Raw genomic sequence first — 15,664 nt, forward strand, 5'->3', positions numbered from 1 at the left:
TCCTTCTACTCACACAAAGAGCAACAAAACGATAAAAAAGACTTTAAATACCAATTTTAACACAAAACACTTACTCATTCAAACAAAAAAAATCCCGCTAGTTAATTAGCGGGATTTTCAGTTAAAAAATAGATTTACCTGGCTATATGAAAGAAACTCGCAATTGGTTTTTCAAATTTCGGGTTTTCTAGGATAAAATAGTATACACCATCTGAATTACCATCACCATTCCAATTGTTTTGGTAATCGGCACTTTCATAGATTTTATTTCCCCATCTATTAAAGATGGAAAGTGCTGTACCAGGATAGAAACTTAAATTTTTGAATTCTAAAAACTCATTGTGCAAATCTCCATTTGGTGTGAAGATATTCGGAATAGAAATTTCCGACACAATCACATAGTCAAAGAAGATTGTATCCCAACAGCCATTATTACTTTGAACAGCAAGTGTTACGATGTAAGTACCATCTGCTCCGTAAATATGGGAAGGATTTTGATTTGTAGAACCAATTCCTAAGCTATCACCAAAATTCCAAACCCAATTAATAATCGTTCCGGAAGCGATGGTTGACAAGTCGGTGAAATTGACAGTTGTTCCAGGATTAGCGGTTCCGTTCGGATTACTGCTATAATTCGCAAATGGGGAATCGTATTGTGTTGTATTAATTGTATCAGCGGCATTACAACCATTTGTATAACTAACGGTAACAATAACTTGTCCGGCAGAATTAACAACGGTAGATGACGTATTATCCGAATTCGACCATAAATAACTTGCACCAGCTGGAATTGTAGGTACTGCATTTAAAGTAATGCTATCATTCGGGCAAAAAGGAACTGATCCAGTAATTGTTACGGCAGGATTCGCGTTTACAACTGTAACAGGAGGCGATGTTCCAACACATCCAAACGCATCGGTTACGGTAACTGTAAATGTACCTGTTAGCACAGTGATGGAATCGTTCGTACTTGCATTTGACCATAAATAGTTTGTATACAATCCCGTTGAATCAACAGTTAAATCAGTTGTATTTGAAAAACAAGTGAATAGATTTCCGATAATTTCAGGAGTTGGATTTGGATGTTCAACCACATCTACCACTACAGTTTTGTAGCATCCATTTTCATTTGCGGTACACCAGTATTGTCCAGATGCATTTGCATTAATTGAAAAAGCAGTAGAACCATTGTTCCAGATATAGCCATCATAAGTTGTAGGAGAAACACTTAATGTAGTACTATCGCCTACGCAGAAATCAAGTACTCCAGAAATAACAGGATTAAAGGCTGCAAGGCCAGTAGTATCAATAAACACGTTTAGGTTAACGGTGGTCACCCCGGCAGGAACACCGTCATCAGTAGCAATAAACGTAATCGTTTGCAAACCAGCATTTGCCGGTGATGCAATAATTTGTACATCAGCTGTAGCTGAATTTCCAGGAGTATTACTTAAGACACTAAATCCTGGAACCGGAGGTAGATTTACAACAATATTTGTTATTTGTCCGATTTCTGGTGAAAGAAACAAAGCACTTACAACAAGTGTATCGTTAGTACCACAAAGTTTGAGGGTATCACAAGCTCCACCTCCACCCAATAATGGAGGAGAAATGCTCACAATTGGAGCAATGTTATTACCAGAACAAGAATTGAAATAAAATGATTGATTATCTAACCAACTAACACCATCATTTGCACCATAACCGCCATCGTAAGCAGCACCGGGCTGATCAAATCGACCTAATTGAATATAATTAATAGCATCTCCTTTGTTTACGCCTACAGTTGAAGGTATCCCTCCAAATCCACCAACTCCAGAAGAAGCCGCTCCTGTAGTCCATTGCATATCACCATAACAAAAAGCAATATTGTTACCTGCAGGCAAGATTGGATCTGTACCATCTGTGATAATCAGCTGAAAAGTATTTACTTTATCGGTCATGGAACTATAATAACCAACAGCTTCCCAATTGATATACATTGCTGTAGGTGTGATTTTATATTTCACAGTTCCAGTACCACGTGTATCCACATCTCCCCAAAATGGAGCAACCATTACATTAGGTGCAAATGGGAAAGACGAAGAGGAGAAAGTTCCATAAGGCGTCCCAAAAGAGATATTTCCATTATTGTTAATATACAAAGTGGTATAATTGGTTCCATACAAGCAAAAAGTAAACGGAATCGCCAATAAACCGGTACTTAAATCGTCATTCGGAGCCATTGCCAATGTATAAGAAGCATCGGGTGTAATGTAGCATCCACAACCGGAAGCAGGCATTTTATGACTAATCCCTAAGCGGGCCAAATCTTCCATAGAAGGTTGAAAAGAAGTATTTACATTTTCAAAATTGAATCCTGAAGGAATTTTCCCTTCGGCTTTCATGATTTCATACTCTTTTGTATCGGTAGCCGGAAGCTTAATCGTTTGAGCAAAACCTTGTAACGAAACTGTCGCAAGTAAAACGAAAGTAAAAATGTGTTTTTTCATTTTTTAAATGATTGATTTATACATTGTTAAAATAGTAATCGCAAATATAATAAAACTTTGTGTGGTTTTATTACCAAATAAGATGTTTTTTTAGCTTTCGAGGTTGCATGGAGAAAATAAAAAATTGGATTTAAAACCTTTATTTATAAAGGTTCTAAAAGTTCAACAGATTCATTTATCTTTGCATCCTATGCTTCCATTATTTTCCAAAAACTACCTCCACCACTATAAAGCGACCTTTTTACTTGCTTATCCTGTGGTAATTAGCCAGCTAGGACATATTATGGTTGGGGTTGTGGATACGGCAATGGTTGGACAAATTGGAACCGTTGAACAGGCAGCCGTAGCGCTATCGAACAGCTTATATACGTTGGTATTAGTTTTCGGACTTGGGGTATCCTATGGCATCACACCTTTAGTTGCAGCAGCAGACAGTTCAAAAAACCACACAGAAAATGCCGCTTTATTAAAACATAGCATCGTTATCAACACCATTTTAGGCATTTTGCTTTTCATATTGTTGTTTGCGCTCTCCCCTGTTTTAAATCTTTTTAATCAGGAGCAAGCAGTTGTTGACCAAGCTATTCCATTTTTAAATGTGATGATGTTGGGTATGATTCCTCTTTGTATTTTTTCAGGATTCAAACAATTTACGGAAGGTCTTTCATTCACAAGGGTGGCTATGTTAATTACGGTAGCCTCCAACCTACTGAATATCTTATTGAATTATTTAATGATTTTCGGACATTGGGGGTTCCCTGAAATGGGTTTAATGGGTTCCTGCTGGGCGAGCTTTATTTCACGCGTAGCAATGGCTCTCGCTATGTTCGCTTATGTTTATTACAACAAACATTTTAAAATTTATTGGAAAAACTTCACGTTCAAAGATCTTTCAAAATCACTCACAAAAAAAATTCTGGGTATTGGAGTACCCTCGGGTTTGCAATGGGTTTTTGAAGTCGGTGCATTTGCTTTTGCAGTGATAATGATTGGTTGGATTGGCCCGGATGAACAAGCGGCTCATCAAATCGCACTCAGCATTGCAGCAAGTACCTATATGATGGCAAGCGGAATTTCCGCTGCAGCTTCTGTCAGGGTTGGCAATCAACTTGGATTAAAAAGCAGAGAAGGAGTTCGAACTGCAGGCTTTAGTGCTTTCGCAATGGTATTGATTTTTATGGGTCTGATGGCCTTTCTGTTTATCATCTTTCAACATTTCCTGCCAACGCTTTTCAGTAAAGAGTCGAATGTCATTTCAATTTCCTCCAGCCTTTTGATTATTGCAGCATTCTTCCAATTAAGTGATGGTGTTCAAGTTGTTGGATTAGGAGCCTTGCGAGGTGTAAAAGATGTAAAGATACCTACAATTATAACCCTTTTTGCGTATTGGGTTGTTGGATTACCAATGAGTTATGTATTCGGTTTTAAACTGAATTTAGGCGTTGAGGGAATTTGGTATGGTTTGTCGCTTGGACTTACAATTGCCGCGGTATTTTTGCTTTGGAGATTTAATTATGTGAGTAAGAGGATATAATTTCAATCTTTCCCTTTCACAACAAAACCTAAACTTTTTAAGTCGTTCCAAAAATTCGGGTATGATTTGTTGACCACTTCCGGATGTTCAATCGTTATCTCGTTTAACTTCATTGCTAATGCTGAAAATGCCATTGCCATGCGATGATCTTCGTATGTTGAAAATGTAACTGGAAGTTGAGTAATAGGTTGAGGAGAAATTTTAACACCATTGTCATTTAAAATATCGACTACCGTACCAATTTTTTTTAGTTCAACCTTTAAAGCTTGAATCCTATCCGTTTCTTTTATTCTCAGAGTATGTAGGCCGTTGAATAACGCTGGAATAGTTAATGCACTAACAACAACAGCAACAGTTTGTGCTATGTCAGGACAATCAGAAAAGTCAAACCCAAAATGTTCGTCTTTGATTCTGTTTTTTGTTATTCGAATTCCATCAGAAATATATTCTGTTTTTACTCCAAAAAAAGTAAACACTTCTGCAAGAATTGAATCTCCTTGCAAACTGGGGTGTTTAAGTCCTTTAATTGTTAAATCTGCATTATCACTTAAGGCAACAATGGCATACCAATAAGAGGCCGCGCTCCAATCGGCTTCCACCTGATACTTGTATCCTTCATCACTTTTTATATGATAATTTTGTTGGGAGACAGAGATTGAATTATCGTGCCACTGACCATATACACGAAACTCTTCCATCATCTTTAAGGTCATATTTATATAAGGCCGTGAGGTAATGTTTCCTTTGAATTTTATAACGAGTCCGTTTTGCAATTGTGGAGAAATCAATAGCAATGCAGAAATAAACTGGCTACTAACATTTCCATCCATTTCAATTTCTCCACCTCTTAATGCTTTTCCGGTAATTTTCAAAGGAGGAAACCCTTCATTTTCGAGATATTCAATATCTGCTCCTAAATCGCGCAAGGCATTGACCAATATTCCAATCGGTCGCTTTTTCATTCGATCGGAACCGGTTAACACAACTGTTCCCATTCTTGTTGCGAAGTATGCCGTTAAAAAGCGCATGGTTGTGCCTGCTGCGCCAACATCTATTTTTTGATTGTTGGGGTCCGACAAAACTCCATTTAAAGTGACTGTATCTTGAGCAGTGGCTAAATTTGCTATTTCAAACCGTTGTGAACAAAGTGCTTGAATGATTAACGCTCTATTACTCTCACTTTTAGAAGCTGTGAGTATAATTTCTCCTTGAATATTTTTTGTAGGGTGTGAAATTAGGTAGTTCATTTATTCATCAATTTGACTTGCTCCGTATAATATTTTAATGATTCAATAATCTGATCTGCCTTTGCTTTTTTATTGATTTCACATTTTCCAATTCCTGAAAGAAGTGAAAAAAGAATATCTCCTTTTTCATTCTTTTTATCGTGTCGCATCAACTCAATTAATCGATGACTATCCATTTCATCAATCCTTACAGCTTTGTATTTTCCGATGATATATTCCGTTATTTCAGACAACTCAGCTTTTGACAACTTGCAAATCTTATGCGACAAGTAAGCTTCGCAGACCATTCCAACAGCAATCGCTTCACCATGTAACAAGTGTTTTTTGTTTTCATGTTCCAATGAAAATGTTTCAACAGCATGCCCAATTGTATGTCCAAAATTTAGCACCTTTCTTAGATTTTGTTCTTTCGGATCCTCCTTAACAATTGTATTTTTAATATGTATCGAAGTTGTAATTAAATCATCAAACGAATTTAAATCAGCAAAATCCGCCTGCATTACTTTTCTCCAATAATTGGCATCCGCAATCAATGCATGTTTAATAATCTCTGCGAATCCTGACAATATTTGTCGTTTATCCAATGAATTCAAAAATGCACTATTCACAAAAACAGCAACAGGGTTATTAAAAACACCAATCTCATTTTTTAAATGATTTAGGTCCACTCCTACTTTCCCACCAATGGAAGCATCTACCTGTGAGAGTAATGTTGTAGGAATATTAATAAAATCGATTCCTCGTTTAAAAGTAGAAGCGATGAATCCTCCCATATCACCAATTACACCACCGCCTATGTTTACAAAAAGTGATTTCCGGTCGGCACCATATTCGCTCAATGCACTCCAAATCTGCATACACACTTCTAATGTCTTGCTTTGTTCACCACTATCAATCTCAATGATTTCACCGGCTTCAAAAGCTTCAATTTTTTCTACCAATTGCGGGTAGCAAAATTTCAGTGAATTCTCGTCAACCAAGATAAATATTTTGGAATACGTTGATTTTTTAGATTTAAAAAAACGATTGATTTCCTTTGAAATATCATTAGAAATAAAAACAGAATAACTATTGGATTGAATTTCAGTCATAAAAAATCAAGTGGAGCAACAAATATAATAAAAACTCAACGAATACCGAAGCGATAAGTAGAATGGTATTTTAGTATATTTGTATGCTTATATTTCACTTATGCTATCATTCAACAATACAGAAATTTCCTTTTCAGGAAAAACAAACAAAGACTTAAATCGTTCGTACTGGCTTTTTAAAATGGTTGCGAATCCGACCTTTGTTTCTATCGGTAAATCTCTTACAACTTTTGCCATCAGTATGCACTTACCAATAAAAGGCATTATCAAGGCGACCATTTTCAAACAATTTTGTGGAGGTGAAACCATTGAAGAATGTAGCACAGCAATTCAAGAGTTAGGGAAATACAATGTAGGAACGATTTTAGACTATTCCGTTGAAGGCAAAGAAAGCGAACACGATTTTGATGCTTGCATGCATGAAACCATTGAAACGATTAAAAGAGCAAAAAATGATCAACACATCCCTTTTTCAGTTTTTAAAGTAACGGGGTTGGCACGTTTTGCAATTTTAGAAAAAGTAAGTGCTAAAATTGCATTAACCGCAGAAGAGCATTTGGAATACGAGCGTATCAAAAATCGAGTAAATGCTATTTGCAAGGCTGCACATGACTCAGGTGTTCCTATCTTTATTGATGCAGAAGAAAGTTGGATTCAGGAAGCCATCGACATGATGACGAATCATATGATGGAACTCTATAATAAAGAAAAAGCAATTGTCTATAATACATTCCAATTATATCGGAAGGATCGCCTCTCTTATTTAAAATACTCCTTTCAATTGGCACAAAAATCCAACTATTTTTTAGGTGCAAAACTAGTTCGTGGTGCCTACATGGAAAAAGAACGCAAACGTGCGGAAGAAAAAAATTACCCTTCCCCTATTCAAGACACCAAAGAACAAACAGATGCAGATTATGATGCTGCTCTTGATTTTTGTACAGACAACATCTCCCGTATTGCTATTTGTGCTGGCACGCATAACGAAACCAGCTCCATGAAACTTGCGGAGATGATGACAAAAAAGAACATCTCCGCTGACAACAAACATATTTTCTTTTCTCAACTACTAGGCATGAGTGATCACATCAGCTTTAACTTGGCCAATGCGCATTACAATGTTGCAAAATATGTTCCGTATGGCCCTGTTAACGAAGTGTTACCTTATTTGATTCGAAGAGCGCAAGAAAATACTTCTGTGAAAGGGCAAACAGGAAGAGAATTGAGTTTAATTATTAAAGAAAAAGAAAGAAGAAAGTTAAAATAAATAATCTCGCCTCCGGTTGAGGTCAATAATTGGTTCTAATATTTTTTTAATGAGAAAACAATTACACTTTTTTATCATTCTTGTCCTTGGTACTTCTATTCAAATCGGCTGTTTTAGTCCAAAGCGACTAATCACCGATGAAATTGTTTTCAAAGACGGAGATTCACAAACAGGAACCATAATTAAATGTGATTCCGTAAATGTGAAAATCAAAAAGATGGACGAATCCATCACCACTATTCCTTGGACAAACATTGATACAATTCAAGGCAAAAAACTTAAAACATTTTTTGGAGGTGTGAATATGGGCGTGTACAAAACTCCGTATTTCTCCGTTTTCAGAAACGAATCCATTACTCCTACTAGTTTTGGGATGGAATACAAAATAGGGATGGCTATGCGAGGTGTAAAATTGTATTATGTTAATCTGACCATCATTCCTGCAAAACCTTATTCCATAACTAAATTCGGATTGGGTTACCAACATTATCTTGGAAAAACAACGTATTTAAAAAAGAATGCATTTTTTATTGGAACCGAAGCAAACATGATGGGTGTTGAATACAACAATGGGCCTCAACTTACATTTGAACCATTCACCGGCTTTGAAAGAAAATGTTCTAATACCATTCGTTTACATGCTAAACTGGGAATGCAATTTAACATGTCGAATAAGAACAATCAAACAGGGTTAAATCTTACAATTGGCGTTCACTTTATGAGACGCAACTTAACACGTTATTATAAAACATTGAATAGCGAACACCGTCAGCTCCGAAAATGAGAAAACTGTTTTTATATTTTTCGATTTTCATCGGCTTGCAAGCGCAAGCACAAACCGGCAACTCGGTATTTAATGACACCATTCTTCACACCATCTATATTGAAACCGCACTCACCGATTGGATTGGCACGTTGGATTATGATTATGCTCAAAATGCCGCCAGCCCAGAGTTGTATCCTGAAATTTACAGAAACTGTAATGTAACCTTTGATGGTATACTCTTTAATAATTGTGGGTTCCGCGAAAAAGGAAATGCCTCCAACAGCTTTACCAGCTATGGAAAAAAGAAACCTCTTAAAATATCTTTCGATGAATTTGTGAATCAAGAGTTGGATGGATTAGAGAAAATCAACTTAAGTAATTTTACAAATGATCCTTCGCTCATGCATGATGCAACATGTTATAAAATTATGCGCGATGAAGGGATTCCTGCACCACGAACGTCCTACGCCAAAGTTTTTGTAAATAACGAATACATCGGTTTATACCTTATCATTGAGAATGTAGACAAAACTTTTTTAAAATTTGAGTACGGCAGTGCCAACAATGATGGCAATTTATACAAAACCGACCGAGGTGTAAGTGTGTTTTTAAACTGGCTGGGGCCCGATAAAGCTGCTTATAAAGAACAAGGATTAAAATTAAACACGAACGAAAGTGTTGATGACTGGACCAAGCTGATTGACTTTATTAACTTATTGAATAACTATGCGGGTGGCGACATCAAACAACAAATTGAAAACAACTTTGATGTACATGCCTATTTAAAAATATTGGCGATTGAAAAATGTGTACGTAGCTGGGATAGCTATTGGGGTGGTGGAAATAATTTTTATATGTACGAACATCCCGATGGAAAAATCCGCTGGATTCCATGGGATATGAATGAAACATTTCAGGATCTAAAAGTATTAAGTGGCACTTCAATGTTAGATGGCTATTTAGTACCCAACAACAAAGTAGATGAACGTCCTTTATTGAAACGAATATTTGAAGTGCCAGAATGGAAAGAAGAATACCTCAATTATTGCTGTGAACTAATCAAAAGTAGCTTTACAATGGAACATCTTGGGCCATTTTTAGTAGATCGCCATGAGCTGATTGATGAGGCTTACCGAACGGATGTTTACAAATACAATTCCTATGCTGAATTTAAAAAATCATTAACCGATTATAATGAAGATGAGGTTTCTATTACGACTTCTGCCTATGTGCTGCGATTAAATTATCCGGGCATCTTCCCTTTTATTCAATCACAAAGGGAATGGGTAGTAAAGCAGCAAGAAGGATGGGGAAAAGAATGTTCAATTGCAGACAATGGCATTTACAACCTGTTTGTTTTTCCTAATCCAACAAACGACTACATCCATATCAATAATGAACCAAATAGTTTTGAATATGCACAATTTCAGATTTACAATTCAACTGGAAAGTTATATCGCCAAACTAAATTTGATGTAATGAGTGGAAGTTCTTATAAATTAGACCTTACAGGAATACCACAGGGATTTTATATGCTCCTAAAAATTTCTGCTGATGGCAGAATTGGCCGAGCGAAGGTGGTAGTAAAATAATCTACTTACACTCACAGCTATCATTTTCCATTTTCAAATCAATAGCAGTTACCACTCTTGAAATCGTATCCACATCTGCAATCACAATGCGCAAACTTTTTCCTGTTGTGGTAGTTCCTTCTATCGCGTATGTTGGGTAAGGCTTATCGTGTACATCACTTTTATCGTAATTCACTTTTCCTTTTCCTAAAGTTTGTCCTACTCCAACCAATTCTTTAATTTCAGCTTCGGTGATGTGACGACATTCCATTCGGCAAGCACCGTGTTTTGTCAATTCCAACTTTTGCCAACCCAGCTCTTCCAATTTTGCAGAAGAAGGTAACTGACATCCTTTGTTTTTGTTTAATACACCGGCAACCAGCACAATTCCAAGCACTAGACCAAAACCATAAAATTTTAATCGTCTGTATAAGTCTGCGTTTTTACTAGGAATAGCCATAAAGGAATGTTAAATGTATGATGTAAAATGGCAGATGGTTATAATGCAGCCATAAGTAAATTAATGTCTTTGTAAGGAAGTTTGAACATTTCACCCAAAACTTGATTGGTGAGTGTACCATTATAAAGGTATACTCCATTGCGAACACCGGCATCTCTGCGAAGCATATTATCAACGCCACCTTCTTCACCAATATTGATTAAGATGGGTGCAAAAATTGTACTTAATGCATACGAAGCAGTACGAGAAACGCGAGAAGCAATATTGGGAACACAATAATGAATGACACCATGTTTACGGAAAACAGGTTTTGTATGATTGGTTACTTCAGACGTTTCAAAACATCCACCTTGATCGATACTAACATCAATGATAACTGAGCCTACTTTCATCTCACTCACCATTTCTTCTGTTACCACACAAGGTGTTCTACCATGTTGCGCGCGAATCGCACCAATAACTACATCCGCTGTTTTTAAATGTTTTGCCAATACACGAGGTTGAATGACTGAAGTAAAAACACGTGTACCAATATCACTTTGTAATCGTCTTAAACGATAAATATTATTATCAAATACTTTAACAGATGCACCCAAACCTAAAGCAGCACGTGTAGCAAATTCACCAACCGTTCCTGCACCTAAAATCACCACCTCGGTAGGAGATATTCCAGATATCCCACCCAGAATTGCACCTTGCCCATTATTCACATTACTTAAATATTCGGCAGCAATCAAAATAGACGTTCCACCAGCAATTTCGCCCATCGAACGGATAACCGTATAAATTCCGTCAATGTCTTTTATCCAATCAAAAGCAACAGCAGTAATTCGTTTTGCAGATAATTGTTTAATAAAATCTTCAGGTTGAACGGTTAATTGAAGTGCGGAAATTAAGGTTTGTTTTTGTTGCATCATCTCAATCTCTTGTGGAGAAGGAGGTGCAACTTTTAAAATGATGTCTGCTTTATAAACTTCCTCTGCACTATATACGATTTGAGCTCCAGCCTCACTATAATCATGATCTTGAAAATTGGCCATTTTCCCGGCATTGGTTTCCACAATGATTTGATGCCCGTTATTTACAAGAAGCGCTACTGCATCCGGAACGAGTGCAACACGATTTTCTTGAAACGAAATTTCTTTTGGGATCCCGATAAATAATTTGCCTTTTTTGCGGGCAATCTCAAGCATTTCTTCCTGAGGCATTAATGCTGTTTGGGAAAGCGAAGCCAATAATTCTTTAGATGTTTTCATTTTCTTTAGCTAGAGAGAAAACAAATTTACGAAAAAAAAAGGAATAACAAAGATATTTCAAGCATCCAAACAGCTATCGGAAGACACTGAGAAAAAGGCTCCAATAGTTTTCGAGAACAGTGGATTTTATATTTATTGAAACTTAAAACTCAACCAATCTTACCCCATCCTTCACAGAAATATTCACCCTTAAAACATCTTCAGGTAGCAACTCCGCAATCTTTTCGGGCCATTCTATAAAACAATAGGCTTCAGAATAAAAGTATTCCTCATAGCCCATATCATAGGCTTCATTAATGGTGTTGATTCGGTAAAAATCGAAGTGGTATATTTTTTTTCCGGACGAAGAAAGGTATTCATTGACAATGGAAAAAGTAGGACTGCTGATGGTTTGTTTTACACCCAGTTGTTCGCAGATTGTTTTAATCAAAGTTGTTTTTCCTGCCCCCATTTCTCCATTAAAAGCAATTACTTTCTTTGTTCCAAAAGCCTCAATCAGCGCTTTAGCGACAAGGGGTAATTCGGCAAGGTTATTTATTTTTAAAGAAGCCATTATTTTTTCACGTAAAGTACTGCATTTCCACCATGCACTCGGGCGCCTTCATATTTCCAAGTCGTTTCTGAAATTTTTTTGATGGCGTTTTCTTTTGTTTTTTTTACGACTATAGAATTTTCAGCAAACCAATTTTGAAACGACTGATTTTTGTATTTCTCTTTTGCATAACCAACTCCCTGCTTCGAATCCAAGATGCAGAGTGCACCGGGTGGAATTACCCTCAAACTATCGGGATAATTTTTATATTTCACATATACTGTATCAGTTGTTTGGTTTTTAGCACAATACTGTATTTTATAATACGGATCGCAACTATATAACAAGCACAAAACACAAATGGATGCAAAATATTTCATTTTATTTGGCACTTAATGTTACAAACGGGATTAGCATCTCCTCCAAGCTCAAACCACCATGTTGAAAGGTATTTCGATAATAACCTACATAATGATTATAATTGTTCGGATATGCAAAAAACATATCTTCTTTCACAAATACAAATGCACTGCTAACATGCTGCTTCGGTAAAAATGCATCCGCAGGATTTCTGATTTCAAAAACGTCTTTCTTCACATAATCCAAACTTTTGCCTTGTTTGTAACGCAGGTTTGTATTTACGTTTTTATCTCCAACTACCTTTGAAGGCTCTGTAACTTTAATGGTTCCATGATCGGTTGTAATCACCAACTTACATTTTTTTGCTGCAATTTGTTTGATGATGTCATGCAAGGGAGAATTTTCAAACCACGACAATGTGATGGAACGATATGCTTTTTCATCATCCGCCAATTCACGAATAACTTCCATTTCGGTGCGGGCATGTGAAAGCATGTCCACAAAATTGTAAACAATCACATTCAATTTATTCTGCATTAAATTACCCATATTCTCCGACAACCGCTTACCGGCAGCGTGATTGGTAATTTTGTTATAACTTACTTTAATATCCTTGCCTAAGCGTTTCAATTGTTCATTTAACAATTCTTCTTCGTGCATATTTTTTCCTCCTTCATCTTCATCGTTCAACCATAATTTTGGAAAACGTTTTTCAATTTCACTTGGCATTAAACCGGCAAAAAAGGCATTACGAGCGTATTGCGTTGCTGTTGGTAAAATTGCGCTGTACAATTCTTCCTGATCAATTTTAAAATATTCAGACAAAATGGGTTGAATCATTTTCCATTGATCGTAGCGCAAATTATCTATCAACACCACAAATGTAGTATCATGTTTATCCAGCAATGGGGCTACTTTTGCTTTAAAAATGGTATGAGAAAACAAAGGCGGATTAGGCGATTTACCATTCAACCAACCTATATAATTATTTTCAATAAACTTTCCGTACAATTTATTTGCTTCTGCTTTTTGCATCTTCAAAATTTCCATCATACTTTCATCCTTGCTGGTATCCAGTTCCAACTCCCAATACACAAGCTTTTTGTATACCTCCACCCATTCGGCCCAGCTTAGCTTATCACCCATAGTCATTCCAATTTGACGAAACTCTTGTTGATAGTTGGAAGTAGTTTTTTCGCTAATCAAACGTTTATTGTCAAGTGTCTTCTTTAACGAAAGTAATATTTGGTTGGGATTTACCGGTTTAATAAGGTAATCGGATATTTTAGAACCGATTGCATCTTCCATCAAATGCTCTTCTTCACTTTTGGTGATCATGATAACCGGTAAATCGGAATGAGCTGATTTTAATCGATTAAGGGTTTCCAAGCCAGATAAGCCGGGCATGTTTTCATCCAATAGCACGACAGAAAAATTATTTTTTCCAACCAGTTCGAGTGCTTCATCACCACTCGTGGCTGTCATTACCTCGTAACCTTTATCTTTTAAAAATAGAATATGTGGTTTTAATAAATCAATTTCATCATCTGCCCACAAAACATTAATTTTTTCCATAACAATCATCATAAATTGAGGTATAAAGTTAGAACTTTTAATCTGCTTCTCCTGTTAAAAAAAGATAAATTATATTTGTACCGATGAACTCATTCTCTAACAAGCTGAAAATATTTAACGATCCGATTTACGGTTTCGTATCTCTTCCGTATGAAATTATTTACGATTTGATAGACCACCCCTATTTTCAACGCTTACGAAGAATCAAACAATTGGGATTAACCAATTTGGTTTATCCTGGTGCGTTGCATACACGCTTTCATCATGCAATGGGCGCAATGCATTTAATGGGGCAAGCCATCGATGTGATTCGATCAAAAGGCCATGATATTAGCGAAGAAGAAGCACAAGGAGTTACCATAGCGATATTATTACACGACATTGGGCATGGTCCTTTTTCACATGCATTGGAACACAGCATCGTTAATAATATCACCCACGAAGATATTTCCGAACTGTTTATGAGCCGTTTGAATGAGGAGTTTAAAGGCAAACTTACTTTAGCGATCAGCATTTTTCAAAATAAATACAAAAAGAAATTTCTGCATCAATTAGTTTCAAGCCAGCTGGATATGGACCGTTTGGACTACTTGAACCGCGATAGTTTTTTCACAGGAGTTTCTGAAGGCGTGGTAAGTTCCGACCGGATTATTAAAATGTTGAATGTGGTGAATGATCAACTTGCGATTGAAGCCAAAGGAATTTATTCAATCGAAAAATTCATTATTGCCCGAAGATTAATGTATTGGCAAGTATACTTGCACAAAACCGTTTTGAGTGCAGAAAGTTTATTGGTGAACATTTTGAAACGTGCAAAAGATTTAGCAGAAAAAAAAGTAGATTTATTTTGCACGCCTGCTTTGCGAATGTTCCTGTATAATAAATTCAGTGAAAAAGATTTTTCAACGAATGAGAAGCTACTGGATGTGTTTGCACAACTGGACGACAACGATATCATGACTTCGATCAAAGTGTGGACAGAACACAGCGACAATGTGCTTTCCAGCCTGTGTAAACAGTTAGTCGATCGGAAACTTTTTAAAGTTGAGTTACAAAATCAGGCATTTAAAGAAGATAAAATAAAAGACATTAAACAGGATATAAAAAAGCGATTTAAATTGAACGACAAAGAGGTAAACTACTTTGTTTTTACCGGAATTGTTACCAATGACGCTTACAGAGCTGACAAAATCAGAATCAATATTTTGTTCAAAGACGGAAGTGTATCCGACATTGCGGATGCATCTGACCAATTAAGCATTGATGTTCTCGCCAAAACGGTAAAAAAGCATTATATCTGCTATCCTAAATAATCAGCCGTCACATTCCTATCATGGCTATCCCTACTCTAAGCAAGGGATAACGCTAAAAAGTGAAACCGCATTAAAAAAACACGCTCCAAAAAAAAGCTATTCAAAGCATAATAATTACTAATATTTTGTTACATTTGAAGCTAGTATTACATCGTTCACAAGTCATATTAGAAGCAGTGAATGAATGAACCAATGAACTA

Annotated in this window: 13 protein-coding genes; 5 read left to right on the plus strand and 8 right to left on the minus strand. The window is 36.4% G+C overall.

Going from position 1 to position 15,664, the window contains the following annotated elements; translation table 11 throughout:
- Nucleotides 1-134: 134 nt before the first annotated feature.
- Complete coding sequence (locus IPP64_10615) at nt 135-2,492, minus strand: gliding motility-associated C-terminal domain-containing protein (GenBank protein MBL0329842.1); 2,358 nt, start codon at nt 2,490-2,492, stop codon at nt 135-137.
- A 190-nt stretch (nt 2,493-2,682) separates the two neighbouring features.
- On the opposite strand from IPP64_10615, the gene IPP64_10620 reads away from it, so the two are divergent.
- A complete protein-coding gene (locus IPP64_10620) occupies nt 2,683-4,026 on the plus strand; it encodes an MATE family efflux transporter (protein ID MBL0329843.1) in 1,344 nt (447 codons plus the stop codon).
- A 2-nt stretch (nt 4,027-4,028) separates the two neighbouring features.
- On the opposite strand, the gene aroA is transcribed toward IPP64_10620, so the two are convergent.
- Together aroA and aroB are read right to left on the minus strand one after the other, a co-directional pair.
- Nucleotides 4,029-5,273 carry a 3-phosphoshikimate 1-carboxyvinyltransferase gene (gene aroA / locus IPP64_10625; protein MBL0329844.1) on the minus strand — a complete coding sequence of 415 codons (1,245 nt, stop codon included), beginning with the start codon at nt 5,271-5,273 and terminating at the stop codon, nt 4,029-4,031.
- Nucleotides 5,270-6,364 carry a 3-dehydroquinate synthase gene (aroB, locus tag IPP64_10630; protein MBL0329845.1) on the minus strand — a complete coding sequence of 365 codons (1,095 nt, stop codon included), beginning with the start codon at nt 6,362-6,364 and terminating at the stop codon, nt 5,270-5,272. Before aroB ends, aroA begins: the two co-directional genes overlap by 4 nt.
- A 100-nt stretch (nt 6,365-6,464) precedes the next feature.
- Here aroB and IPP64_10635 point away from each other — a divergent pair, with 100 nt between their 5' ends.
- From IPP64_10635 to IPP64_10645, 3 genes are read left to right on the plus strand one after another with little or no spacing between them, the layout of a single operon-like run.
- Nucleotides 6,465-7,631 carry a proline dehydrogenase family protein gene (locus IPP64_10635; protein MBL0329846.1) on the plus strand — a complete coding sequence of 389 codons (1,167 nt, stop codon included), beginning with the start codon at nt 6,465-6,467 and terminating at the stop codon, nt 7,629-7,631.
- A 49-nt stretch (nt 7,632-7,680) separates the two neighbouring features.
- The gene (locus tag IPP64_10640) at nt 7,681-8,415 is read left to right on the plus strand and encodes a hypothetical protein (protein MBL0329847.1); all 735 of its coding nucleotides are present in this window, start codon (nt 7,681-7,683) and stop codon (nt 8,413-8,415) included.
- Complete coding sequence (locus tag IPP64_10645; GenBank protein ID MBL0329848.1) at nt 8,412-9,989, plus strand: CotH kinase family protein; 1,578 nt, start codon at nt 8,412-8,414, stop codon at nt 9,987-9,989. Before IPP64_10640 ends, IPP64_10645 begins: the two co-directional genes overlap by 4 nt.
- A 1-nt stretch (nt 9,990) precedes the next feature.
- On the opposite strand, the gene IPP64_10650 is transcribed toward IPP64_10645, so the two are convergent.
- The 5 genes from IPP64_10650 to IPP64_10670 form a co-directional block, all read right to left on the minus strand.
- Nucleotides 9,991-10,428, minus strand: coding sequence for a DUF4258 domain-containing protein (locus IPP64_10650; protein MBL0329849.1), 438 nt, complete (start codon nt 10,426-10,428; stop codon nt 9,991-9,993).
- Between the two features lie 38 nt (nt 10,429-10,466).
- On the minus strand, nt 10,467-11,684 hold the full coding sequence (locus IPP64_10655) for an alanine dehydrogenase (GenBank protein MBL0329850.1): 1,218 nt from the start codon (nt 11,682-11,684) through the stop codon (nt 10,467-10,469).
- Nucleotides 11,685-11,826: 142 nt separating this feature from the next.
- Nucleotides 11,827-12,237, minus strand: a complete 411-nt coding sequence (gene tsaE, locus IPP64_10660; protein MBL0329851.1) for a tRNA (adenosine(37)-N6)-threonylcarbamoyltransferase complex ATPase subunit type 1 TsaE — start codon at nt 12,235-12,237, stop codon at nt 11,827-11,829.
- Nucleotides 12,237-12,596, minus strand: a complete 360-nt coding sequence (locus IPP64_10665) for a hypothetical protein (protein ID MBL0329852.1) — start codon at nt 12,594-12,596, stop codon at nt 12,237-12,239. Before IPP64_10665 ends, tsaE begins: the two co-directional genes overlap by 1 nt.
- A gap of 1 nt (nt 12,597) precedes the next feature.
- Nucleotides 12,598-14,151 carry a bifunctional response regulator/alkaline phosphatase family protein gene (locus IPP64_10670; GenBank protein MBL0329853.1) on the minus strand — a complete coding sequence of 518 codons (1,554 nt, stop codon included), beginning with the start codon at nt 14,149-14,151 and terminating at the stop codon, nt 12,598-12,600.
- Between the two features lie 83 nt (nt 14,152-14,234).
- On the opposite strand from IPP64_10670, the gene IPP64_10675 reads away from it, so the two are divergent.
- Nucleotides 14,235-15,464, plus strand: coding sequence for an HD domain-containing protein (locus IPP64_10675; protein MBL0329854.1), 1,230 nt, complete (start codon nt 14,235-14,237; stop codon nt 15,462-15,464).
- Nucleotides 15,465-15,664: the final 200 nt, after the last annotated feature.

Source organism: Bacteroidota bacterium (genome assembly GCA_016722565.1).
Taxonomy (GTDB): domain Bacteria; phylum Bacteroidota; class Bacteroidia; order 2-12-FULL-35-15; family 2-12-FULL-35-15; genus 2-12-FULL-35-15.